This window comes from Kytococcus sedentarius (assembly GCF_041937525.1).
Lineage (GTDB): Bacteria > Actinomycetota > Actinomycetes > Actinomycetales > Dermatophilaceae > Kytococcus > Kytococcus sedentarius_A.
Window position 1 is genome coordinate 438,174 of sequence record NZ_CP169391.1, and the last position, 22,363, is coordinate 460,536.

Annotated in this window: 20 protein-coding genes; 13 read left to right on the forward strand and 7 right to left on the reverse strand. The window is 69.9% G+C overall.

The features are described 5' to 3' along the window. Positions 1-28: 28 nt before the first annotated feature. Entirely contained in the window at positions 29-1,039 is a 1,011-nt protein-coding gene (locus ACEY2A_RS02035) for an NADP-dependent oxidoreductase (RefSeq protein ID WP_374929222.1), read from the reverse strand. A gap of 105 nt (positions 1,040-1,144) precedes the next feature. On the opposite strand from ACEY2A_RS02035, the gene ACEY2A_RS02040 reads away from it, so the two are divergent. After that, complete coding sequence (locus ACEY2A_RS02040) at positions 1,145-1,561, forward strand: hypothetical protein (RefSeq protein WP_374929223.1); 417 nt, start codon at positions 1,145-1,147, stop codon at positions 1,559-1,561. 1 nt (position 1,562) lies between these two features. Beyond that, positions 1,563-2,093 carry an acyl-CoA thioesterase gene (locus ACEY2A_RS02045; protein WP_374929224.1) on the forward strand — a complete coding sequence of 177 codons (531 nt, stop codon included), beginning with the start codon at positions 1,563-1,565 and terminating at the stop codon, positions 2,091-2,093. Positions 2,094-2,097: 4 nt separating this feature from the next. On the opposite strand, the gene ACEY2A_RS02050 is transcribed toward ACEY2A_RS02045, so the two are convergent. Beyond that, positions 2,098-2,364: a hypothetical protein gene (locus tag ACEY2A_RS02050; RefSeq protein ID WP_374929225.1), complete on the reverse strand. Its 267-nt coding sequence runs from the start codon at positions 2,362-2,364 to the stop codon at positions 2,098-2,100. Positions 2,365-2,487: 123 nt separating this feature from the next. Between ACEY2A_RS02050 and ACEY2A_RS02055 the strand changes: the two genes are divergently transcribed. Genes ACEY2A_RS02055 through ACEY2A_RS02085 form a run of 7 tightly spaced genes read left to right on the forward strand, consistent with a single transcriptional unit; the run spans position 2,488 to position 11,481 of the window. After that, positions 2,488-3,945: a DNA cytosine methyltransferase gene (locus ACEY2A_RS02055; protein WP_374929226.1), complete on the forward strand. Its 1,458-nt coding sequence runs from the start codon at positions 2,488-2,490 to the stop codon at positions 3,943-3,945. A 28-nt stretch (positions 3,946-3,973) separates the two neighbouring features. Continuing rightward, complete coding sequence (locus ACEY2A_RS02060) at positions 3,974-4,363, forward strand: very short patch repair endonuclease (RefSeq protein ID WP_374929227.1); 390 nt, start codon at positions 3,974-3,976, stop codon at positions 4,361-4,363. A gap of 39 nt (positions 4,364-4,402) precedes the next feature. Next, on the forward strand, positions 4,403-7,045 hold the full coding sequence (locus ACEY2A_RS02065; RefSeq protein ID WP_374929228.1) for a Z1 domain-containing protein: 2,643 nt from the start codon (positions 4,403-4,405) through the stop codon (positions 7,043-7,045). After that, entirely contained in the window at positions 7,042-8,025 is a 984-nt protein-coding gene (locus tag ACEY2A_RS02070) for a PD-(D/E)XK motif protein (protein WP_374929229.1), read from the forward strand. Before ACEY2A_RS02065 ends, ACEY2A_RS02070 begins: the two co-directional genes overlap by 4 nt. After that, on the forward strand, positions 8,022-9,824 hold the full coding sequence (locus tag ACEY2A_RS02075) for a hypothetical protein (RefSeq protein WP_374929230.1): 1,803 nt from the start codon (positions 8,022-8,024) through the stop codon (positions 9,822-9,824). The genes ACEY2A_RS02070 and ACEY2A_RS02075 overlap by 4 nt, the downstream gene beginning before the upstream one ends. Beyond that, the gene (locus ACEY2A_RS02080; RefSeq protein ID WP_374929231.1) at positions 9,821-10,693 is read left to right on the forward strand and encodes a hypothetical protein; all 873 of its coding nucleotides are present in this window, start codon (positions 9,821-9,823) and stop codon (positions 10,691-10,693) included. The genes ACEY2A_RS02075 and ACEY2A_RS02080 overlap by 4 nt, the downstream gene beginning before the upstream one ends. Further along, a complete protein-coding gene (locus ACEY2A_RS02085) occupies positions 10,690-11,481 on the forward strand; it encodes a hypothetical protein (RefSeq protein ID WP_374929232.1) in 792 nt (263 codons plus the stop codon). The genes ACEY2A_RS02080 and ACEY2A_RS02085 overlap by 4 nt, the downstream gene beginning before the upstream one ends. An 89-nt stretch (positions 11,482-11,570) precedes the next feature. Here the strand turns inward: ACEY2A_RS02085 and ACEY2A_RS02090 are convergent, their stop codons facing one another. The 3 genes from ACEY2A_RS02090 to ACEY2A_RS02100 all read right to left on the reverse strand — a co-directional run bounded on the left by ACEY2A_RS02090 (position 11,571) and on the right by ACEY2A_RS02100 (position 14,083). Next, on the reverse strand, positions 11,571-12,593 hold the full coding sequence (locus ACEY2A_RS02090) for a zinc metalloprotease (protein ID WP_374929233.1): 1,023 nt from the start codon (positions 12,591-12,593) through the stop codon (positions 11,571-11,573). A gap of 120 nt (positions 12,594-12,713) precedes the next feature. Beyond that, positions 12,714-13,235, reverse strand: a complete 522-nt coding sequence (locus ACEY2A_RS02095; RefSeq protein ID WP_374929234.1) for a hypothetical protein — start codon at positions 13,233-13,235, stop codon at positions 12,714-12,716. A gap of 137 nt (positions 13,236-13,372) precedes the next feature. Next, entirely contained in the window at positions 13,373-14,083 is a 711-nt protein-coding gene (locus tag ACEY2A_RS02100; RefSeq protein ID WP_374929235.1) for a hypothetical protein, read from the reverse strand. Between the two features lie 111 nt (positions 14,084-14,194). Here ACEY2A_RS02100 and ACEY2A_RS02105 point away from each other — a divergent pair, with 111 nt between their 5' ends. Continuing rightward, positions 14,195-14,713 (forward strand): hypothetical protein, encoded by a 519-nt coding sequence (locus ACEY2A_RS02105; protein WP_374929236.1) that lies wholly within the window; start codon positions 14,195-14,197, stop codon positions 14,711-14,713. Between the two features lie 12 nt (positions 14,714-14,725). Here ACEY2A_RS02105 and ACEY2A_RS02110 read toward each other — a convergent pair whose 3' ends face one another. Continuing rightward, the gene (locus ACEY2A_RS02110) at positions 14,726-16,012 is read right to left on the reverse strand and encodes an Nramp family divalent metal transporter (protein ID WP_374929237.1); all 1,287 of its coding nucleotides are present in this window, start codon (positions 16,010-16,012) and stop codon (positions 14,726-14,728) included. 146 nt (positions 16,013-16,158) lie between these two features. After that, positions 16,159-16,743: a TetR/AcrR family transcriptional regulator gene (locus ACEY2A_RS02115; RefSeq protein WP_374929238.1), complete on the reverse strand. Its 585-nt coding sequence runs from the start codon at positions 16,741-16,743 to the stop codon at positions 16,159-16,161. A gap of 188 nt (positions 16,744-16,931) precedes the next feature. Between ACEY2A_RS02115 and ACEY2A_RS02120 the strand changes: the two genes are divergently transcribed. The 3 genes from ACEY2A_RS02120 to betT are packed head-to-tail and all read left to right on the forward strand — an operon-like array spanning position 16,932 to position 22,309. Then, positions 16,932-18,422 carry an aldehyde dehydrogenase family protein gene (locus ACEY2A_RS02120; protein WP_374929239.1) on the forward strand — a complete coding sequence of 497 codons (1,491 nt, stop codon included), beginning with the start codon at positions 16,932-16,934 and terminating at the stop codon, positions 18,420-18,422. A 35-nt stretch (positions 18,423-18,457) separates the two neighbouring features. Next, on the forward strand, positions 18,458-20,215 hold the full coding sequence (gene betA, locus ACEY2A_RS02125; RefSeq protein WP_374929240.1) for a choline dehydrogenase: 1,758 nt from the start codon (positions 18,458-18,460) through the stop codon (positions 20,213-20,215). A 45-nt stretch (positions 20,216-20,260) separates the two neighbouring features. Next, positions 20,261-22,309, forward strand: coding sequence for a choline BCCT transporter BetT (gene betT / locus ACEY2A_RS02130; protein ID WP_374929241.1), 2,049 nt, complete (start codon positions 20,261-20,263; stop codon positions 22,307-22,309). Positions 22,310-22,363: the final 54 nt, after the last annotated feature.

Sequence of the window (22,363 nt, forward strand, 5' to 3'; positions counted from 1 at the left end):
GCGTAGGGCGACGCTCACCCCATCGGGATCAGAGACGCACCACCATCTTGCCCGTGTTGCCGCCGGTGAAGAGCTCCCCGAAGGCGGCGGGGGCGTTCTCCAGGCCGGTGCGCTCGGTGACGTCCCAGTCGAGCTGCCCGTGCGCCAGCCAGGGCTGCACGCGCTGCAGGAACTCGGCGCGGAGGTGGGCGTACTCGGTCATCACGAAACCGCGCAGGGTGAGGCACTTGCCGATGGCCTGGAACATGTTGCGCGGGCCGGGGGGCGGCTCGGTGGCGTTGTACTGGGAGATGGCGCCGCACAGCGTCACGCGGCCGTGGGTGTTGAGGGCGCCGATGGCCGCCTCCAGGTGGTCGCCGCCGACGTTGTCGAAGTACAGGTCGATGCCGTCGGGGGCCGCCTCGCGCAGCTGCTCGGCCAGGTTGCCGTCCTTGTAGTTGATGCCCGCGTCGAAGCCGAGCTCGTGCAGGCGCTCCAGCTTCTCCGGGGAGCCGGCGCTGCCGATCACGCGGCCTGCGCCGGCGAGCTTGGCCATCTGGCCCACCAGGGAGCCCACGGCTCCGGCCGCGCCGGAGACGAACACGGTGTCGCCCTCGGTGAACTGGCCGATGTGGAACAGCCCGGTGTAGGCGGTGAGTCCGGGCATGCCCAGGACGCCCAGGTAGGCGGAGTCGCCGACGTCCGCGGTGTCGACGGGCAGGGCCTGGTCGGCGTCCACGACGGCGTGCTCCCGCCAGCCGAGCTGGTGGGTCACCATCGTGCCGACGGGGAGGTCGTCGGCACGGCTGTCGACCACCTCGCCCACGGCGCCGCCGTCGAGCGGCTCGTCGATCTGGAAGGGCGGCACGTAGGACTTGGCGTCGTTCATGCGGCCGCGCATGTAGGGGTCCACGCTCATGACGGTGGTGCGGACCAGCACCTGGCCGTCCTCCAGGGCGGGCAGCTCGGCCTCCTCGAGGCGGAAGTTCTCCTCGGCGGGGTCGCCGTGGGGGCGGGAGGCCAGGACGATCTGTCGGGTGGTGGTCGGGGTGTCGTTCATGGCGTGCGCCTCTCGATGGGGTGTGGCGTGCTCCGTGGTGAACTCCCGTGGGCGGGGGTGCTGTTCCCGCAGGCGCTGTCGGCCGAGCGTGCGTAGGGTCGGGGGATGGGTATTCGTCGACTGTCCGAACACGCCGTCCGCATCGCTCTGGGTGGGTTCATGACCTTTGCGGGTGTCTCGCACCTGTCGTTCGCGCGGGAGGAGTTCCAGGCGCAGGTGCCGGAGTGGGTGCCGGTCTCGGAGGACCTGGTGGTGCTGGGTTCGGGGGTGGCGGAGATCGCCCTGGGGGTGGGCATGTTGGCGTTGCCGCGGGCGCGCCGGTACACGGGGTTGGCGTTGGCGGCGTTCTACGTGGCGATCTTCCCGGGCAACGTCTCGCAGTACACCGAGGGGGTGGACGCGTTCGGGCTGGACACGGACACCAAGCGGCTGGTGCGGCTGTTCTTCCAGCCGGTGCTGGTGGCTGCGGCGTTGTATGCCGGCGGGTGGTTCAGCGGGCGAGACGCCGAGCGGGACCGCTGAGGTGGCGCGGCAGATCCAGCTGACGCGCGCCACGTTGCGGCCGCGGCGCCCGGTGCCGGGCATGGGGGTGCTGGACCCCTCGGTCACGCGCATGCGGGTGCGGCCCGGTGACCTGGACTTCTACCTGCACGTCAACAACGGCACATACCTGCAGATGATGGACGTGGCGCGCAGCAACCACATCGCCGATGTGGGCGGCTTTCCGCTGCTGGGGGAGCGGCGGTGGTACCCGGTGGTGGCGGCGCAGACGGTCACCTACAAGCGGTCGCTGACCTTGGGGCAGGCGTTCGAGATCGCCACGCGGGTGGTGGGCTGGGATCCGCGGGTGGTGTACCTGGAGCAGCTGTTCACCCGGGCCGGCCGGCAGGTGGCGCGGGGTTGGGTGGCGGGGCGCTTCCTCACGCGGGGGAGTGGCGAGCGGGTGCCCGCGCCGGACGCCATCGCCCTGCTCGATGCGGGAGCGGTCGCCCCGGAGCTGCCCGCTGGCATGGCGGCGTGGGCCGATGCGGTGGGCGTCGCCCACCGCGGGTGAGGGGTCAGTCGGCCGCGGGTGACTGGTCGGAGCGCGAGGGCAGCGCCCACGTTCCCGAGCGTCCGATCTTCTCCAGACGGCCGCTGTCCCGCAGGTTCTGGGCGGCCCACCCCATGTCGTACTGCCAGCGGTAGAAGAAGTCACCGGAGGCTCGCAGGTCCTGCTCGTGCACCTGCCAGATGTCCTTCGCCAGCTCGATCCAGTGCGCCTCGCCGCCTCGCTTCTCGAGTGCCTCGAGGATCCACTGCTGCAACTCCCACTTGCCTGCCATGGGTTCAGCTTCGCAGCTCATGGCCAGCTCCGCACCGGGTGTGATGCGGCCGAGGGGTGGGGCATACTCTTGCGCCATGATCACGCACCCGTCGACACCGAGGGATGCAGGGCGACGGTGAGTATGCACAAGGTCATTGATGTCTTCGCGGGGCCCGGGGGGCTCAACGAGGGCTTCGCCAGCCTCCAGGGCGGCACAGTCTTCGACATCGCAGGCTCGTTCGAGATGGACGACGCAGCCATCTCCACGCTGACCACACGAGCCACCCACCGGATCCTTCAGCAGGAGGGCGGTCGCGGCGAGTCCCATCGCCGGTTGCTGAGGGGGGAGCTCGACCTGGCGGGTTTCAGCAGTCACCGTGACGTCGAGGGTGCGTGGCGCCAGGCCTCCGCCCATGTGCACCAGGTGGAGCTGGGGCCCTCCACGAGGGCTGACAGTGACGCGCTGATCAGCTCGGCTCTGGGGAAGGATCCGGAGCCCTGGGCGCTCATCGGGGGTCCACCCTGTCAGGCCTACTCCTTGGCGGGGAGATCGCGGCGGGTGAACGACGCGGCGTTCGAGGACGACGTCAAGCACTTCCTGTATCGCGAGTACCTGAACATCCTGGCGCGGTTCCAGCCCGCGGTCTTCGTCATGGAGAACGTCAAGGGGATGCTGTCGACCACGCACGGCGGGGCGCGGCTCTTCGACAGGATCCTGAGTGATCTCAGCCGGGTGGGGCGGCGGTACCGGGTCAGGAGCCTGACGGTCCGGAACGGGTCGGTGGAGGATACTCGAGACTTCGTGGTGCGTGCGGAGCACCACGGCGTTCCGCAGGCGAGGCACCGGGTCATCCTGGTCGGCATTCGTGACGATCTTCCGCTGGAGGCGCATCGAGCGTGGCGTCCCCTCGAGCGTCAGGGCGACCAGCTCACCGTGCGCGACGCTCTCGCAGACCTTCCATCGCTGCGCTCCAGGTTGACCCCGAAGGGGGACGACAGCTGGGAGGCCTGGGCCCGTGTGAGGGCCGAGGCGTTCGCTGCAGCGGAGCGCCCCAGCCCGAAGGACGTCGTGCTGGGAGTCGGAGGTCCGTGGGTAGGGTCGTCCGAGCGGCCTGCTGGACGAGAGGCTGCCGCCGACTACCTGGAGTGGGTGAGGCGCGACATCGGGGGCTTCGCCCATCACGAGACGCGTGGGCACATGGCGGCGGACCTGCGTCGTTACGCCTACTTGGCGAACCTCGCAGCCGAGGACAAGGTGCTGAGCGTTCACGACCTGCCGGAGGAGTTCAGGCCCAGCCACGCCAACATCGGGAAGGAGTCCCGCCCCTTCGCGGACCGATTCCGGGTGCAGCGTTGGGGGCGTCCCTCCTCGACGGTCGTGGCCCACTTGGCCAAGGACGGTCACTACTTCATCCACCCGGACCCGGCGCAGATGCGCAGCGTGACCGTGCGCGAAGCGGCTCGACTGCAGAGCTTTCCCGATGACTACTGGTTCGCCGGCAATCGGACCAAGCAGTACCAGCAGGTCGGGAACGCCGTTCCGCCGTTCCTGGCCCAGCAGATCGCCGCCCGAGTCTCGGATGTGCTCGACAACGCCTGAGCCGCGTTCGCCCCACGTGCGGGCCCGGATGCGACGGCAGCCACGAGTGGGCACCCAGCCCGAGATGGCCCTCCGGCGGGCGCTGCATCACCGCGGGTACCGCTATCGCGTGGCGTACCGGGTGCCGGGCGCCCCGCGCAGATCCATTGACATCGCGTTCCCGGGCCGACGCGTGGCCGTCATGGTGGACGGCTGCTTCTGGCACGTGTGCCCCGCTCACGGTGTGAGCCCGAAGAACAACTCCGGGTGGTGGGCGGAGAAACTGGCCGGGAACGTGGAGCGGGATCGCTCCACCGACGAGATCCTCATGGCTCAGGGCTGGACCGTGGTGCGTGTCTGGGAGCACACGGAGACGGAGATCGCCGTGGAGAGCGTGGAACTCGGACTTGCGGTGGCTACGTGCGGAACCACTGCATAGTGTGGCCCAGGACACATGCGAATTGAGAGGGTCGCCGACATGGACCAAGAGGCGTTCGACGAGTACTACGACGAGTTCCAGAACAGGGTCGAGCGAGGGGAGTCGGTGGCTCAAGCGCGGTCCAAACTCACGCGATTGATGGGCCTGCCCACCGAACAGGTCGACAAGATCGTGGCTCGCTTCGAGCACGAGCGAGACCTCATTCGTGCTGAGTTCGACCCCGGCCTGGAGGACCTGCAGGACCGGGGCGAGGTGTGGTTCCTCCCGCGCGACGATCACCGGATCTACAAGGGGCTGAGGAACCGACTCAAGGCCAACAACATGCCGGAGTCCGCCCTCGAGGCCCAGGACCGCAGCACCGTCACGATCATGAACGACCTCCGGCCGTCCACGACTCCGGAGTTCGACACCCGGGGCCTGGTGCTCGGCCACGTGCAGTCGGGAAAGACAACGCACTTCATGACATTGGCCGCCAGGGGTGCCGACGCCGGCTACCGGCTCATCATCGTTCTGACGGGTGTCACGGAGAACCTGCGGCGCCAGACCCAGGAGCGACTCGAGCGGGACCTCGTCGGTACGGGGCGGGACCGTGACAAGTGGGTCCTCCTCACCAGCCAGGAGCAGGACTTCTCCGGGGACCTCAACGCCAGTTCGCACCTCGCCAACCCCCAGCAGCGCCTGCTGGCCGTGGTGAAGAAGAACCCCCACCGCCTCAGGAAGCTCATCGAGTGGTTGAAGTCCGGTGGGGCCAACGCGGACTCCGCCGCAATCCTGGTGATCGACGATGAGGCCGACCAGGCGTCGATCAACATCTCGAGGAGCGCGCGAGCGTCCACCATCAACCGGCTGATCCGCGAGATCCTCGACTTCCCGAAGGCCGCGTACGTCGCCTACACGGCCACGCCGTTCGCGAATCTCCTCATCAATCCGGGAGACGTCGGTGACCTCTACCCCCGGACGTTCATCCGCGCCATCGAGACTGGGGAGGGCTACTTCGGAGCAGAGCAGCTGTTCGGCAGGGCGGTGCTCGACGACGAGGACGAGTTCTACGAGGGGCTGGATGTCGTCCGGTTCATTCCCGACGCGGATCTGGAGGACGTCAGGCCCAAGGGGAGAGCCGCGGCCGAGAGCTGGGCCCCGGGTGTTCCGGATTCCCTCGAGGTGGCCATCGACTGGTTCCTGCTGGCCACCGCCGCGCGGAGGTTGGGGCCCAAGCCCGATGACCACTCGTCCATGCTGATCCACACGAGCATGTTGACCTCTGCCCAGGAGCTGCTGGCCGACGAGGTGTCGGCCCACGTCCGCGCCAGGGCTCAGCACATCGAGGCTCAGGACGAAGCCACCATGAAGGGCCTCGAGGAGCTGTGGGAGGCCGAGAGGGATCGGGTCCGGGCGGAGGTGGAACTGCCCTCCTGGTGGGAGATCGCCGAGGTTCTTCACACAGTCACGGATGAGTGCGCCGTGGTGGTCGACAACTCGAAGTCGACCCAGCGGTTGGACTACTCGGGGGAGCGCGGCGAGACGGTCATCGCGGTGGGCGGCAACACACTGTCCCGCGGACTGACCCTCGAGGGGTTGGTCTGCAGCTACTTCGTGCGGAGCAGCTCTGCCTACGACACGCTGCTGCAGATGGGGCGCTGGTTCGGGTACCGGCGGGGGTACGGGCACCTGGTCAGGATCTGGATGACCTCTGAACTCCACGAGTGGTTCAGGGACCTGGCGCTGGTCGAGGCCGAGGTGCGTCGACACATCGAGGAGTACGCCACGAGGAACCTCACGCCCTCTCAACTGCCGGTCCTGATCCGGACCCACCCGGCGATGAGCGTCACGTCAGCTGCGCGAATGCGCGATGCGCGCTCAGCCAAGCTCAGCTACTCGGGGGAACTGGAGCAGACCATTCACTTCGACAGGGACGACGCCCAGACGCTCCTGTCCAACTGGCGGGCCGGTGGTCGTCTGCTGGAGAAGGCCGCGGCGGCACCGGGGGTCATCCGGTCCACTGTGGGCGAGAAGCGTGCCACCTTCCTCTACAGGGACGTGCCGGCGGAACTCGTGCTCGATTTCCTCGGGGAGTACTCGTTCCACCCCAAGGCGCGACGTCTCCAGCCGGACCCGATCCGCCGCTACATCGAGCAGGCGATGAGCAACGGCGAGCTGCTCACATGGGACGTCTTCGTCGTAGGGCGTGGAGGAGGGCGGCCTGCGGAGCTCGGCCCCGAGACCGTCGGCACCATCCAGCGTTCACGCGTGCACCAGGAGTGGCAGGACTACACGAACATCCAGGTGCTGACCGGATCACGTGACCGCTTGATCGGCATGTCCGCAGCGGACGCGAGACAGGTCCCGGCGAAGGCCACGGACAAGCAGATCGCGGGGATACGGAAAGACCTCGGTGACGACAGGCCGATGCTCGGCCTCTACCCGATCGACAAGGACTCCCAGCCGCTGAGACCCACGTCCAGGAACGGGGGGAAGGTCAGTCTGCGGAGGCCCTTGGAAGCGGCTGAGGACGTCCTGGGGCTGGCTCTGTTCTTCCCCACGTCGAGGTCCGAGCGCCTGACCGTCGACTACGTGTCGGCAGACCTCACACCGGAGGAGATCGCGCTGGAGGAGGAGGCGCAGGAGATGCTCGAGGCGGATCTCGCCGCCGCGGACCGAGAGGACGAGGAGGCCGACGCATGAAGCCCGCATGGCCGAGCTACGAGCGCATCGAACGCGTCCGTCGCCAAGGGGTCGCGGAGAACGACCTGCGCACCCTGCCGACGGCCCGGAACACCCCCAGCGGGGAGATGCGCGCGGGGGTCGATGGTCAGGGGCGCAGCGTCCTCGTGATCCCGGCTGAACACCTGCGGGGCAACCGTCTGCTGTGGGAGACGAACGGAATCTCCATCGAGTCGCACCAGGCCGAGGGACGCCTGATCCTTCGGCACCAGAGCAACGAGACCTCGCACCAGTTCGCCCTGTTGTGCGATGACCTCATCGATGCCCTCTCCGAACTCGCCGTGGCGCGGGAGATCGAGGAGTGCGTGATGTCGACCGTCGAGGCCTGGGCTGATCTCTTCCGGCGGGTGAGTGGCGAGCTGTCACGGTCCAGCGTGCTCGGCCTGGCGGCGGAGCTGCTCGTGCTCCGTTCCGTCGCGCACCAGGCGGGACACGCTGAGGCGCTCGAGGCCTGGACTGGGCCCAGCCGGGCTCGTCACGACTTCCAGGGCCCGGGGGGCGCGGTGGAGGTCAAGGCCACCTCCGCCAACGAGGGCTTTCGTGTCACCTTCCACGGACTGCGACAGCTGGAGCTGCCCGGGGAGGGAGACCTGTACGTCCTGGTGCGGCAGTTCGAACCCAGCCCCACCGGGCCCGACACGCTGGCGACGATCGTTGCGTCCCTGCCCTCGGAGCTCAGAATGGCGCCCGCGCTGACGCAGGCGCTGCTGGCCGCAGGGTGTGAGGGCGGTGAGCCGAGTGCAGCGAACGCCCACACCTTCCACGTCCGCGAGGAACGGTTGATCGCGGTGGACGCCGAGTTCCCCCGGATCACGGTGGCCGGGCTCGAGCGCGCCGAGTGGGCGGACTCACTGGTGGGTGTCCGGTACCAGGCCGACCTGGCGCGACTGACACAGAGCGAGGCGTCGGCCGCAACCGTGCTCGGACTGGTTGGTCAATGACGGAAGTGCACCTCTTCAGCGAGCCGTACAACGCCAGCGGGAACATCGACGCCCGAGCTGCTGGTAAGGCCCTCGGTCAGCCGCGCCTTCCGCACTGGCACATCTTCCTACGCGAGACGCTGCAGAACAGCTGGGACGCCCGCTTGAGTGAGGCCGGCACCATCGACTTCCGGGTCGAGGCGTGGACACCGGCGATCGAGGAGGCCGAGGCCCTCGCGAGCTTCTTCCGGGTGACGCCTTCGGAGCACTCGTTCGTCGAGACGGCTAGCCTGCGGGAGTTCCTGGACGAGATTGAGGACTCCCCGGTCCTCACCGTGACGGATCGCCGCACTCGGGGCCTGGGCGGCCCGACCAGGGCTGACAGGCACTCCGAGGAGTCCACGGACTTCGTCGACTTCGTGCGCAACGTGGGTCGGGACGCAGCAAAGAACCTCGGGGGAGGCACGTATGGGTTCGGCAAGGGCATCCTCTGGCGGTCGAGTTGCTGTGCCACCGTTGTCGCGTACTCCCGGACCTGGTCCGGGGGCGAGCTTGTCTCGCGGCTCATCGGAATCTGCCTCGGGGCGCCGTTCTACGACGAGGACGGTCGCCGGTACACGGGGCGCCACTGGTGGGGGGTGCCCGATCCGGAAACCGGTGCCGAGCCGCTCACAGGGGAGGTGGCTGACCAGTGGGCACAGCGAATGGGCTTCGACGCCTTCCGTGGCGACGACACCGGAACGTCCCTCATGGTGCTGGGGCCCGTCGTGGATGACGAGGGGCAGTCGCTCCAGGACGTGATGCGCCAGATCGAGGATGCCGTCCTCTGGTGGGCTTGGCCCCACCTCGTGGATGGAACGACGAAGATCTCCATGGCCGTTGAACGCGAGGAGCAGGCCCTCGCCGACCCCGACGACCACCCTCGGCTCAAGCACTTCGCCAATGCCTATCGGCGTTCCCAGGAGGCAGGGGAGACCGAGTGGCCGTGGCACTCCTCGGTGCTGCAGTCCCCTGGGCTGGGTGCCCTGGGCAACCTCGTCTGGCGCACCTACCCGGCGCCCGCGGAGGAGTCGGAGGAGTACGTGCCGGACGGCGGCGTCTCGAACCACATCGCATTGATGCGCACCCCACGGTTCATCGTTCGTTACCGGCCGGTGGCGGAGGACCCCGGTGGGCAGAGCACGGCGGGCGTCTTCGTCGCCGCGGACGACTGGGACTCGAGCTTCGCCAGGTCGGAACCCGTTGCACACGACGACTGGTCCTCCGAACGCCTGCCGACCGTCAAGAGTCAGCGGAACCCGGTCAGGATCGCCCTCAACCGCATCGATCAGCGCGTCAAGGACGAGATTCGCGCCGGAGTCGCCGACCCGGAGGACGGGGCGGCCCTCGCCGGTCTCACCCGACTGGCGAGCCGGCTTGGAGGTCTCGTCGGTGCCGGTGTCGATGCACGGGTGAAGGAGCGCTCTCCGTCGCGGGAGGGCGGAGGTGGCGCCGGAGGCCGGTCAACGCGCACCCTCAAGGTCGTCGGTGCCGAGCTGGCGCTGGTGGACGGCGAACCTGCCGTGTGGCACGACGTGGAGTGTGTCGCTGACGATGCGGGGCTCGTCGCGAGAGTCCAACCCATGGCAGTGCTCGAGGGTGGTGGTGCTGAGGTGGACGGCGCGGCACGGCTGGTGGCTGTCGAGATGGACGGCTCCAGCACCCGGCTCGAGGACCGGCTCGTCATCCCTGAGGGCGCGCACAGCCTGCGCATCGCGGTGGCCGCGCCCCCGGAGTCCGCTGTCGCCCTGGCGCTGTCGTGGGAGGAGGAGTCGGAGTGAAGGGAACCGCCAGCTTCTTGAGGGCCACTTCTGGTGTGCAGGGGGGCCCGTGGAAACTCGAGACCGCCGGCGAGACGTTCTCCGCGGGCGCGGCCGTCGGCGACTGGGACTACCAGTTCCCGGTGCACGTGACGCGGGCTCTGGAGGTGGATCTCGCGGAACTCGTGTCCGCGACCGGTCATGGGCCCGACGCCCGATTCGTCGGAGTGCTCACGTGGAGGAGCTCCGGTTCCGGGCTCGGAGGGTCCAGTGAGCGGGTGGAGCTCTCCGAGGGTCTCAATCACCTGTCCCTGAAGCTCGAGGGCGAGGACCTCGGCGGGTCCCTCTCCGTCACGGCGCTCGTCATGGTCGAGTCTCCCGGCTCTGCCCCCCAAGTCCTGGCGGCTCGTCGTCCCGGATCGCTGATGTGGCAGGAGAGCGCCACGTTCCACCTCGAGGGCACAGGCGACCGACTGCCCACCCGAGCCCTCTCCTTCGCGGAGTCGGGTGAGGGTCCCTCCGGAGCGGCGTGGGTCGTCCACGTCCACGAGGGTGACCTCGACGAACTGGCATCCATGCAGGTGGCTCTCCTGCTGAACCGGGACCACCCGCTGATCGGGGAGGCTCTGCAGACCGGTCAGTTCCCCGATCACGTTCCCGCGGCGCTCACCCTGGAGATCGAGCGACGCCTCGTGGACCACGCCCTGGACCGCGAGGACCTGGACCCCTCCGCCCCCTACGAGGAGGGGAGCTTCGGCGAGTTGCTGCTGGCTGCCTTCCAGCGCAACTTCTCCGGGGGACGGTCCATGGCTGAGGTGCGGGCCCTGAGGAAGCTGGAGCGTGGAGTGTTCGACTCTGAGATCCAGGCAAGCACGAGGTACCTCGCATGACCTTCACCGCCTATCCACGACTCGACCACGCTGCGGCCCAGAAGCTGGCCCGGGAAATCGCCGGCATGTCCGGCGAGGAGCGCATCGCGGCGGCCGGGGTCGAGCATCCGCGACGCTTCGTCCACCCCACCGCCTCGCGCGTGGTCAACGATGAGCAGCTGTTGACCTTTCGCCGGGCCGTCCTCACCGCCCAGGAGAGGGCGGAGGGGAGCGTGTCCCGCGACCGGTCCTTCGACAGTGACCTCATCGACGTCGTCGCAGGTCTCGAGGGACTCGCGCCCGCGGAGGCAGGCCGGGCCGAGGTGTGGAACTTCCTGACCCTCGTGGTGTTGCCTGACGTGGCGTTCTGGAGGTGGCCGGTGACCAAGGACGGTCTGCCCAACCAGCGTCGCGTCCTGGGCGGCCCGAGGAACATCTTCAGACGGGTGTGGTGGAGGTGCCACCTCCTCGAGCCTGCACGAGTTCGGTTCCTCTCGGAGGACGAGCTCGTGGGCATCACGGAGCGAGCCGCCAGCCTCGGGTCCTCCCCGGTGGTCGCCCGAGCCTTCACCGACGTCCTCCGCGAGTCGGTGGAACGCGGTGAGGTCGCACCATCGCAGCGTGAGGCCGTGGTCCGGGCGTACGCCAAGGGCGCGCTGCGGAGGGGTGCAGTCCTGGCCTTCTTCGCCATGACGCCGGACGAGCTCATGACCGTGTTCCGGGAGGTTTTGAGCGAGACCCTCGACGCCATGGAGTCACGTCCTGCGCCTCTGCCGACGAGTCCCCCTCGAGGCTCCACCAAGCTGTGACCCACACACACCGCCGCCCGGCCACCGTGTGGTGACCGGGCGTCGGCGCTCAGAAGGGGTGCGCCACCGCGGGTGGCGCGCTCACCGCATCAGGCGCGGTAGGCCGTCCAGTGCTGGTGCATGCGGTCCACCTGACCGGGGGTGAAGTGGTCCATGCACGCGTCGTTGGAGTAGTCCATGAAGTTGCGGATGGGGTCGGTGCCCGGGGCGGTGCAGGTGTCACGGCCCTCGGGGCAACCCGAGGCGGGGGAGGCCTCGGCGGGGGTGTCGTCCACCTGGTCGCCGCCCTCACAGCCACCCTGGAAGGTGTGGTACAGCCCCAGCCAGTGGCCCACCTCGTGGGTACCGGTGTCACCCTCGTTGTACGGGGCGGACTCGCCACCGGGCAGCGAGCCCGTCAGCACCACCACACCGTCATCGGTGCCCGGGTTGCTGGAGGGGAAGGTGGCCCAGCCCAGCAGGCCCTGGCCGATGTCGGCCGTGTAGAAGTTCAGCTCACCGGCGTCACCCTTGTGCAGGGTGGACTTCATCTGGTCCTCGGCCGAGGTGCCCGGCGTGACGTTGTACCAGGAGTCGTTCGCCGTCTCCTGCGTCGAGGCCAGGGTGAACGAGAAGCCCGCGTCGGCGTAGGCCGCGTTCAGCACGTCCATCTGCTCGTTGATGGTGGACGCGCTCACCGAGCCGTTGCCCGCCGAGTCCGTGATCACGTGGAAGTGCACCGGCACCTCGTACGTGGCCTGCGCCTGCACCGCATCCGGGCTGCCACCCAGACCGAACGCGTTCAGGCGCTCCAGCTTGCCGCTCTCGCCCACGGCCAGGCCCTTGGCGGCTAGGGTCTCGGCCAGCTTCGCCTCGTTGGCCTCGGTCTCGGCCTGGGTGAGGGTGTTCGGGTCCTTGGGCACGAAGCCCGGCTTGGTGCGGGCGTCCTGCGGGGTCACGCAGTCCTCGGCCTCGGCACCGTGGTCGTGGCCGTCACCGGCGTGGTGGGCATCGGCCACCGGCGCGACGAACGGCGAGGCCGGCGCCGTGTGCAGCGGGACGGCGGCCGCGGGGCCAGCCATCAGACCAGCTGCGGCCAGCGGCGCGAGCAGGGCGAGAGAACGGCGAGTCATGGGGGTTACCTCCGTGTCGGTCCGTCTGTTTCGACGGCGTGTGACTTGAGACAAGCACGCCCCGAGGGCCCGCCCGGCCGTCTTGACCGAACCTTGAACAGAGTCAGGGGACACTCTGGGTCAGCGCAGCGCGGACCTTGGAGCCGGGCCGCGTGACGAGCCCCGGCGCCACAGGACCACGCCGACCACCAGCAGGACCAGCGACCCCACACCCAGCAACAGGCTGACGATGACACCCAAGGAGGGCAGGCTGGTCCCCCACGGGTGCACCGCCTCGGTGAGCCGCACGTCAGGGGAGGAGCACGTGAACGTGTGCTCACCGCTGAGCGTCGGGTGCACGGCCCCCGCCAGCTCCATCACACCGTCCACCAATTCGTAGTCCTCCTCGGTGGCGAAGGTCGCGATGGCCGTCCCGTCCGGCCCCTTGCCGTGGCAGGTCGCATAAGCGGCGTCCAGGTCCACCGTGAGCAGGTAGGTGCGGTCCGCCTCCAGCTCACGGGTGATCGACTGGCCCACCCTGTCCCCGCCACGCACTGCCTCGGCGGTGGCGGTGCCCCACCGGTCACTGGACACCCCGAGGGCCACGGCTGCCACGAGCCCCAGCACTCCCAGCAGGGTGAAGATCTTTCCGATGAGGTTCACCGCGGCCCGCTCTCTCCAGGGGACGTCCCTGTGGTGAGTGTGCCCGGGTGGACGCCCGCAGCGGCACCGACCTGGGGCGGAGAAGATCGATGGGGTGACGCCCGCACGCGGCGGACGTCACCCCATCGGGTGGTCGGTCAGGACCAGGGAGCGCGGTCCTCCGGCCGCTGCTGCGGCGGGGGCGGGGGAGCAGGGTGGGAGCCGGACTGGCCGGGCTGGCCGGGGCCGTAGCCCTGGGGCTGCTGCGGGTAGCCGCCCGCGCCGCCGTAGCCCCCGGCGCCGCCGTAGCCGCCGTAGCCGCCGCCGCCGTAGCCACCGGGGCCACCCCAGTTCTGGTGGTTGCGCTCCCGCTCACGCTTCCGCGAGGCGCCCCAGACCCACAGGATCACGCCCAGGATCAGCAGGCCCAGCGACCCCAGGCCCACCAGCAGGCTGCCGAGGATGCCCAGGCCGGCCCACGCGTACCCCATCGTGTCCACGGGCTCGCTGAGCTTCACGTCGGGGGAGGAGCAGCGCACGGTGTACTCCCCAGTGGTCGTCGGGTGCAGGGCACCCACCCCGTCCACCGTGTTCTCCACGGCCAGCTCGTCATCCTCGGTGAGGCTGGTGGACAGGGGACCATCCGGTCCGGACGCGGAACAGGTGGCCGACTCCGAGTCCAACGGCAGCGTGAGCAGGTAGGTCTCGTCCGCCTGCAGCTCACGGGTGATCGACTGGCCCACCTTCTCGCCCCCCTGCACGGCCTCATCGGTGGCGATGCCCGCCCGGATGCCGAACACCCCCATGACCACGGCGCCCACGAGTCCCAGGATTCCCAGCAGGGTGAAGATCTTTCCGGTGAGGCTCACTGCGGCACGCTTTCTCGAGGGGACGACGTGGGCTCAGTCTGCCTCCGGACGATGGCTCCGCAGCACCGACCTGGGGCGGAGACCGCCGGGGGGTCGTGCCACCATGGCGGCATGGCAGTGGACCCGTCACGGATGACCCCGGAGCAGTACCTCAAGCACCTCAACGCCCAGGCCGAGCAGCGCAGCCGCGAACAGGCACAGCGGATGCTGGGGGAGCGGGGCATGAGCAGGTCTGACGTCACACCGATGCCCGAGGCCCGCACCGCCGAGTCGGACGCCAGCCGAGGCACGGCCACGTCCACCGTCGCACAGCCCACCGACCTCTCCCGGCCCTCCGCCACCCGCTGGGTGTGGCGCCTGCTCTGGGCCGGCGTGGCCGCAGGTGTCACGCTGGTCAACCCGGCGCTCGGTCAGCTGGTGGCCGGCAACCTGCTGGTGTTCCTGGTGCTGCTGGTCTTCGGTGAGGAGACAATCGAGGAGATCGCCCACCTCGAGCAGTTCGCCCAGGCCGGGATCGCACCCGACACCGTGGTCCGGTGGATCACGCTGGCGCTCGTCGGCTGGGCCGTCCTGCGCATTCTGATGCGGGGGATCAGGTCCTCGGACCGGGCCGACGCACCGGGGGCCTGACCGCGGAGGGGGTCACAGGCCGAGCCACCCGGCGACCTTGGGGACCAGGTCGACGAGCTGCTGCACCGCCAGGTAGGCGAACAGCGCCGTGCAGATGACCAGCAGGATGTTGCTGAGCCACTTGTTGCGCCACAGCGCGGGCGTGCGGTCGGTGTTCAGGATCCACAGCAGCGTCACGGCCAGGAAGGGCATGAAGAAGGCGCCCAGCACGCCGTAGGCCAGGATCAGCCAGACCGGCTCGCCCAGGAACATCATGATCATGGGCGGGAAGGTCAGCCACAGCACGTAGGCCACGTACCACTTGCCCCGTGCCTGCCGGTCCGGGTGGTCCTCCGGCTGCCCCAGGGCGTCACCGGCGAAGTCCGCGAACATCATCGACACGCCGTTCCACACGCCGATGAGGGAGGACATCGCCGCGGCCCAGAAGCCCACCAGGAACAGGGTGCCCACGGCCGCGCCGTAGCGCTCGGCCAGCACGTCCGAGAGCTGCAACAGGCCCTTCTCGCCACCGGCCACGCTCTGGGTGGAGGAGTACAGCAGCTCCGCGCCCACGATGAGGGTGGCGATCACGAAGATGCCCGTCACCACGTAGGCCACCGTGTTGTCCACCCGCATCAGGCGCATGTGGCGGTCGGTGTTCCAGCCCTTCTCGCGGATCCAGTAGCCGTAGGCCGCCAGGGTGATGGTGCCGCCGACACCGCCGGCCACGGACAGCAGGTTCACCAGGCCACCTGAGGGGATGGTGGGCACCAGGCCCTTCACCAGGTCCGGCAGGTTGGGCACCGTGAAGGCGGCCGCGAGCACCATCACCACGAACATCAGGCCCACCAGCGCGGCACAGACCTTCTCGAAGACGGCATAGCGGCTCAGCAGCACCAGGGCAGCGCCGACGAGCCCGGAGATGACGCCCCACCAGGCCACCGAGAGGCCGGGGAACAGGGCGTTCAGGGGGATGCCGGTGCCGGCCATGGCCGCGGCGCCGTACACGAAGCCCCAGATGACGATGTAGGGGGCGAAGTACCAGGAGGTCCACCGGCCCAGGCTGCGCCAGCCCTCGTAGATGGTGCGGCCGGTGGCCAGGCTGTAGCGGCCCGCACCCTCCACCAGGGCGATCTTCAGGATGCAGCCGACGATCACGGCCCACAGCAGTGCGTAGCCGAACTTCTGCCCCGCGATCACGGTGGCCACCAGGTCGGCGGCGCCCACGCCCGTGGCCGCCACCACCAGACCGGGCCCGATGAGGTTGAACCCGCCGCGCTGTTCGGGCTTGGCGCCGGGCGGGGCTGCGGTGGTGGCCATGGTCGACTCCTGGGTGTGCGCGGGTGGTGGTGCTCCTGCTCACGGTGCCAGAACGCGTTCCCGGCGCGGCGCACCACGGTGTCGACGCGCCGGGACGTGCACCCGGGGCGCGCCCGGCTCGTGCTGGGCCCACCGCATCGGGCTCGTCAGTCCACCCGGCACGCGCCGGCGATCAGCTCCTCTGCCGTGGACCGGGCGATGGCGATGGCCTCGCTGGAGGGGCCGCGCAGCATCAGGGCGAGCATCCCCTCGTAGGCGACCTCCACCTGGTCGGCCAGCCGCTGCGCTCGCTCCGGGTCCCGGGGGCAGGCCTCGGCGGCCGCCAGGCCCAGCCGCCGCCGCAGCTGTTCCCGGTCGGCCGCCAGCACCCGCGCCACCTCCGGGACGGGGGAGGGCTGGGCCGAGGCCGTGGCGTGGAAGGAGCACCAGCGCTCCTCCAGCCGGTTCTCGTGGTAGTCGGTCATGGCCGCGAAGACCGAGAGCAGACGTTCGGAGGGAGTGCTGGCGGCCTCCCAGTGCTCGTCCCAGACGGTGGTCCAGACCTGCAGGCGGCGGTCCAGTGCCGCGGCCAGCAGGCCGTCCTTGTTGCCGAAGTGCGCGTAGAGGCTGGCGGCCGAGGCGCCGGCCTCCTTGAGGAGCACGTCCACCGGTGTGCTCACGGAGCCGTCCACGAACATCAACCGGGTGGCGGCATCCAGAAGTCGTTCCCGCACGGGGATCTTGGTGACCATCGGACCATCCTAAGTCGGTGTAACGTGCGTTTCAGTGAAACGTGCGTTACTGTCGAGCTGTCGCAGGCGACACCGGGTGCGGCCCACGGGCCCCCGGGCACCGGGCGCACGGTGCGGACCGCACCGTCACGCGCCCGTTCGCAACGCCCCACGCGACACCTGCCAGACCACATCCCAGGAGGACGACCGTGTCCGAGCTCTTCATCGACGGCCAGTGGGTCCCCGCCACCTCCGGCGAGACCCGTGAGATCACCTGCCCCGCCGACGGCAGCCACGTCGGCACCGTGGCCGAGGCCGGCGCCCAGGACGCCGAGAAGGCCATCGCGGCCGCCCGCCGCGCCTTCGATGCGGGGGACTGGTCCACCCGCCCGACCCCCGAGCGCGCGCAGCTCGTGTCCGACCTCGCCGACGCCCTCGAGGCCGAGAAGGAGCAGGTCGCCCGCGCCGAGTCGAAGGACACCGGCAAGCGGCTGGCCGAGGCCCTCATCGACATGGACGACATCATCGGCGTCTTCCGCCACTTCGCCTCCCTGGCCCAGCACGACGCGGGGCGCGTGGTGGACACCGGCATGCCGGACGTCGACTCCCGCATCGTCCACGAGCCGGTGGGTGTGTGCTCGCTGATCACCCCGTGGAACTTCCCGCTGCTGCAGACCGCGTGGAAGGTGGCCCCCGCCCTGGTGGCCGGCAACACCTTCGTGCTCAAGCCCAGCGAGCTCACCCCGCACACCTCGGTGTGGCTGCTCAAGACCCTGGAGCGCCTGGGCATGCCCGCCGGCGTGGGCAACCTGGTGATGGGCCCGGGCGACCCGGTGGGCAAGGTCATGACCGAGCACCCGCACGTGGACCTCGTGAGCTTCACCGGCGGCGTGGAGACCGGGCGCGGCATCATGGCCGCCGCGGCACCCACCGTGAAGCGCGTCGCCCTGGAGCTGGGCGGCAAGAACCCCTTCGTGCTGTTCGCCGACGCGGACCTCGACGCCGCCATCGACAACGCCCTCACCGCGATCTTCCTCGACTCCGGCCAGGTCTGCTCGGCAGGCAGCCGGCTGGTGGTGGAGGAGTCCGTCCACGACCAGGTCGTCGACGAGCTGGTGCGTCGTGCCCAGCAGATCCGCCTCGGCGGCCCGTTCGACGAGGACGCCGAGGCCGGCCCCCTCATCAGCGACGACCACCGTCAGAAGGTGCACGCCTACGTGGAGCACGCCGTGGACCAGGGGGCCGTGCTGCGCTGCGGCGGTGAGATCCCCGGCGGCGAGCTGGCGGCCGGCTCGTACTACCCGCCCACCATCCTGGATGCCTGCGACGCCTCCATGGATGCGGTGTACGACGAGTCCTTCGGCCCGGTGCTCACCGTCGAGACCTTCTCCGGACGCACCCGCGAGGAAGCGGAGGACGCCGCCGTGGCCATCGCCAACGACACCATCTACGGCCTCGCCGGCGCGGTGTGGACCGAGAACGCCGGCCGGGCCGCCCGCGTGGCCGCGCGCCTGCGCCACGGAACCATCTGGATCAACGACTTCCACCCCTACGTGCCGCAGGCCGAGTGGGGCGGTTACAAGCAGTCCGGCATCGGCCGCGAGCTCGGCGTCGCCGGACTGGGGGAGTACGTCGAGACCAAGCACATCTGGCACAACACCCGGCCCGCCCGCGCCGACTGGTTCACCGACCGCGGCTGAGGCACCCGGGGACGCACACGACATCGAGGAGAGACATGAAGAAGCGCTACGACTACGTCATCGTCGGCGGCGGCTCCGCCGGCTCCGTGCTGGCCAACCGCCTGTCCACCGACCCCGGCACCAGCGTGCTGGTGCTCGAGGCCGGACGCGCCGAGTCCCTGCTGGACCCGCTCGTGCAGATGCCCGCCGCCCTGGTCTTCCCCAGCGGCAACCCGCTGTACGACTGGGCCTACGAGACCGAGCCCGAGCCGCACATGGGCGGCCGCCGCGTCCCGCACGCCCGCGGCAAGATGCTGGGTGGCTCGTCGTCCATCAACGGCATGATCTTCCAGCGCGGCAACGCCGGTGACTACGACAAGTGGGCCACCTTCGAGGGCATGGAGAAGTGGGACCACGCCCACTGCCTGCCCTACTTCAAGCGCATGGAGACCTGCACCGCAGGCGCAGACGCCTGGCGCGGCGGCTCCGGCCCGTTGAAGCTCGAGCGCGGACCGGCCAGCAGCCCCCTCTTCCAGGCCTTCCTCGAGGCCACCCAGCAGGCCGGCTACCCTCGCACCGACGACGTGAACGGATACCGCCAGGAGGGCTTCGCACCCTTCGACCGGAACGTGCACCAGGGCAGCCGCCTCTCCGCATCGCGCGCCTACCTGCGCCCGGTGCGCAAGCGCAAGAACCTGGATGTCCGCACCCTCAGCCACGTCACCCGCCTGCGCATGGACGGCACCCGCGTGACCGGTGTGGACTTCGTCCGCGGCCCCCGCAGGGCCAAGCACTCGGTGGAGGCCGGTGAGGTGATCCTCTGCGGCGGCGCGTTCAACTCCCCGCAGGTGCTGCAGCTCTCCGGCATCGGCGACCCGGCCACCCTCCAGGCGGCCGGCGTGACTCCCCGCCTGGACCTGCCCGGTGTGGGCCAGAACCTGCAGGACCACCTCGAGGTGTACCTGCAGCACACCGCCACCCAGCCGGTGTCCATGGCGCCGTGGCTCGACCTCAAGAAGGCGCCCTACATCGGGGCCGAGTGGCTCTTCCGCAACCGGGGCCCGGGCGCGACCAACCACTTCGAGGCCGGCGGCTTCATCCGCACCAACGACGAGGTGGCCTACCCCAACCTGATGTTCCACTTCCTGCCCATCGCCGTGCGCTACGACGGCACCGCCGCCGGCGGCGACCACGGCTACCAGGTGCACGTGGGGCCCATGAACTCCGACGTCCGGGGCGACCTCGCCATCAAGAACGACGACCCGTTCACCCACCCGGCCATCCGGTTCAACTACCTGTCCACCGAGAACGACCGGCGCGAGTGGGTGGAGGTCATCCGGGCCGCCCGCCACATCATGTCCCAGCCGGCCTTCGCCCCCTTCAACGGTGGCGAGATCTCGCCCGGGCCGCAGGTGCAGACCGACCAGGAGATCCTGGACTGGGTGGCCAAGGACGCCGAGACGGCGCTCCACCCCAGCTGCTCGGCCAAGATGGGTCGCGACGCCATGAGCGTGGTGGACCCCGACTCGATGCGGGTGCACGGCACCGAGGGCCTCCGGGTGGTGGACGCCTCGGTGTTCCCCACCATCACCAACGGCAACATCTACGCCCCGGTGATGATGGTGGCCGAGAAGGCCGCCGACCTCATTGCAGGCAACACGCCGCTGGCCCCCGAGCACCCCCCGGTCTACAAGTCCGGTGCCGGCATGCCGATCCACCCCGAGGGCGACCCCCGCAACGGCGCCTGGGACGCCGTGGACTCCATCCCCTCCGCCGCCCAGGCCATGGCCGGTCAGCAGCGCCGCGACATCTGATCGCCCCCTCGGGCACGCACACACACGAGCACGAGAGGAGTCCCCGTGAGCACCTCCCTGACCGACGAACCCTCCACCCCGCCGGGTACGGCGGGGGCCGCACCCCGCATCGTCTGGCCCGTGCTGGTCACGGCCGGCGTGGTCACCACCGCGGTGGCCGCCTGGGCCCTGGTGGCCCCCGAGATGGCCGAGACGCAGCTCGGCGAGCTGGTGGGCCACATCTCCGGCTGGTTCGGCTGGTTCTACATCGCCCTGGCCACCGCAGTGCTGGTCTTCGTGGCCTACCTCGGCATCCGCCACAGCAAGGTGCGCCTGGGGCGCGACGACGACCGGCCCGAGTTCTCCACCTTCGCGTGGGCGGCCATGCTCTTCGCCGCCGGCATCGGCACCGACGTCATGTTCTTCGCCGTCGCCGAGCCGGCCACCCAGTACCTGGCCCCGCCGCAGGGGGCGGGGGAGACCCTGGAGGCCGCCCGTGAGGCGACCGTCTGGACCCTCTTCCACTACGGCATCACCGGCTGGGGCATGTACGCCCTGATGGGGATCGCGCTGGGTTACTTCGCCCACCGCCACGGGCTGCCGCTCGCGGTGCGCTCGGCCCTCTACCCGCTCATCGGCAAGCGGGTGCGAGGCCCCATCGGCCACGCGGTGGACATCGCCACCGTGCTGGGCACCATCTTCGGTGTGGCCACCTCGCTGGGCATCGGCGTGGTGATGCTGAACGTCGGCATCGACATCCTGTTCGGCATCGAGCAGGGCACCGCTGCCCAGGTGGGCCTGGTGGTGCTGGCCGTGGTGGTGGCCGCCATCTCCGCCACCACCGGTGTGGACCGCGGCATCCGCCTGCTCTCGCAGCTCAACGTGCTGCTGGCCGTGGGCCTGGCCGCATGGGTGCTCATCACCGGCAACACCGCCTTCCTGCTGCGCGCGGTCACCATGAACGTGGGCGACTACGTCTCGATGTTCCCCGGACTGACCCTGGACACCATGGCCTACGACCACCCCAGCGACTGGATGGGCGCCTGGACGCTCTTCTTCTGGGCCTGGTGGGTGGCCTGGGCGTGCTTCGTGGGCATGTTCCTGGCGCGCATCTCCAAGGGACGCACCATCGGCCAGTTCGTGCTGGGCACCATGACCATCCCGTTCTGCTACATCCTCATGTGGGTCTCGATCTTCGGAAACAGCGCCGTGGAGCAGATCCGCTCCGGTGACGCGGACTTCGGTGAGCTGGCCATGAACTCCCCGGAGCTGGGCTTCTTCACCCTGCTGCAGCAGTTCCCGCTGCCCCTGGTGCTGGTGGCCGTGGCCACCTTCGTGGGACTGCTGTTCTACGTGACCTCTGCCGACTCCGGTGCGCTGGTGATGGCCAACCTCTCCAGCGAGCTGCCCGACTCCGAGACCGACGCCCACCCGGCGCTGCGGGTCGGCTGGGCCGCTGCCACCGGTGTGCTGACCATCGCCATGCTCCTGGTGGGCGGCATCCCCGCGCTGCAGAGTGCCACTATCGTCATGGGCCTGCCCTTCGCCGTGGTGATGATCCTGGTGATGGTGGGCCTCCACCGGGCGCTGGAGGCCGAGCGCACCCGCACCGACGCCCAGCGCGCCAGCGTGACCGGACAGCTGGTCGGGCGGCCCCACGGCGCCGGACGCTCCTGGCGCCAGCGCCTGGGCAGCGCCCTGGGCAGCGTGTCCGTGGCGCAGGCCACCGAGCAGCTCGAGGGCGTGGTGCTGCCCGCCCTGGAGGCCGTGGCCGAGGAGCTCCGGGGCCGGGGCCTGGACGCCCGCGTGCAGGCCAGCGAGCCGCTGGAGTCCGGCCGCGTGAAGCGCCGGGCAGCCCTGGTGGTCCCGGCCGGTGGCGACGCCCTGACCCAGGACTTCCGGTACCCGGTCCAGGTGCGCACGGTGCCCCGACCCAGCTACGGCGCCCGCATCATCGAGGCGGACGACACCACCACCCAGCTGGAGGTGGCCCTGCCCACCGGGGAGTCCTACGACGTCCTCGGGTACGACGGCGAGGCCGTCTGCCACGACGTGCTCGACCACTACGAGCGCTGGGCGGCCACCGGGGCGACGGTCGAGGTGGTGCAGGCCTGAGGCGCCCGGTGCCGACACGCCGCACGCGTGCGGACACGGCAGAGCCCCCGCGGT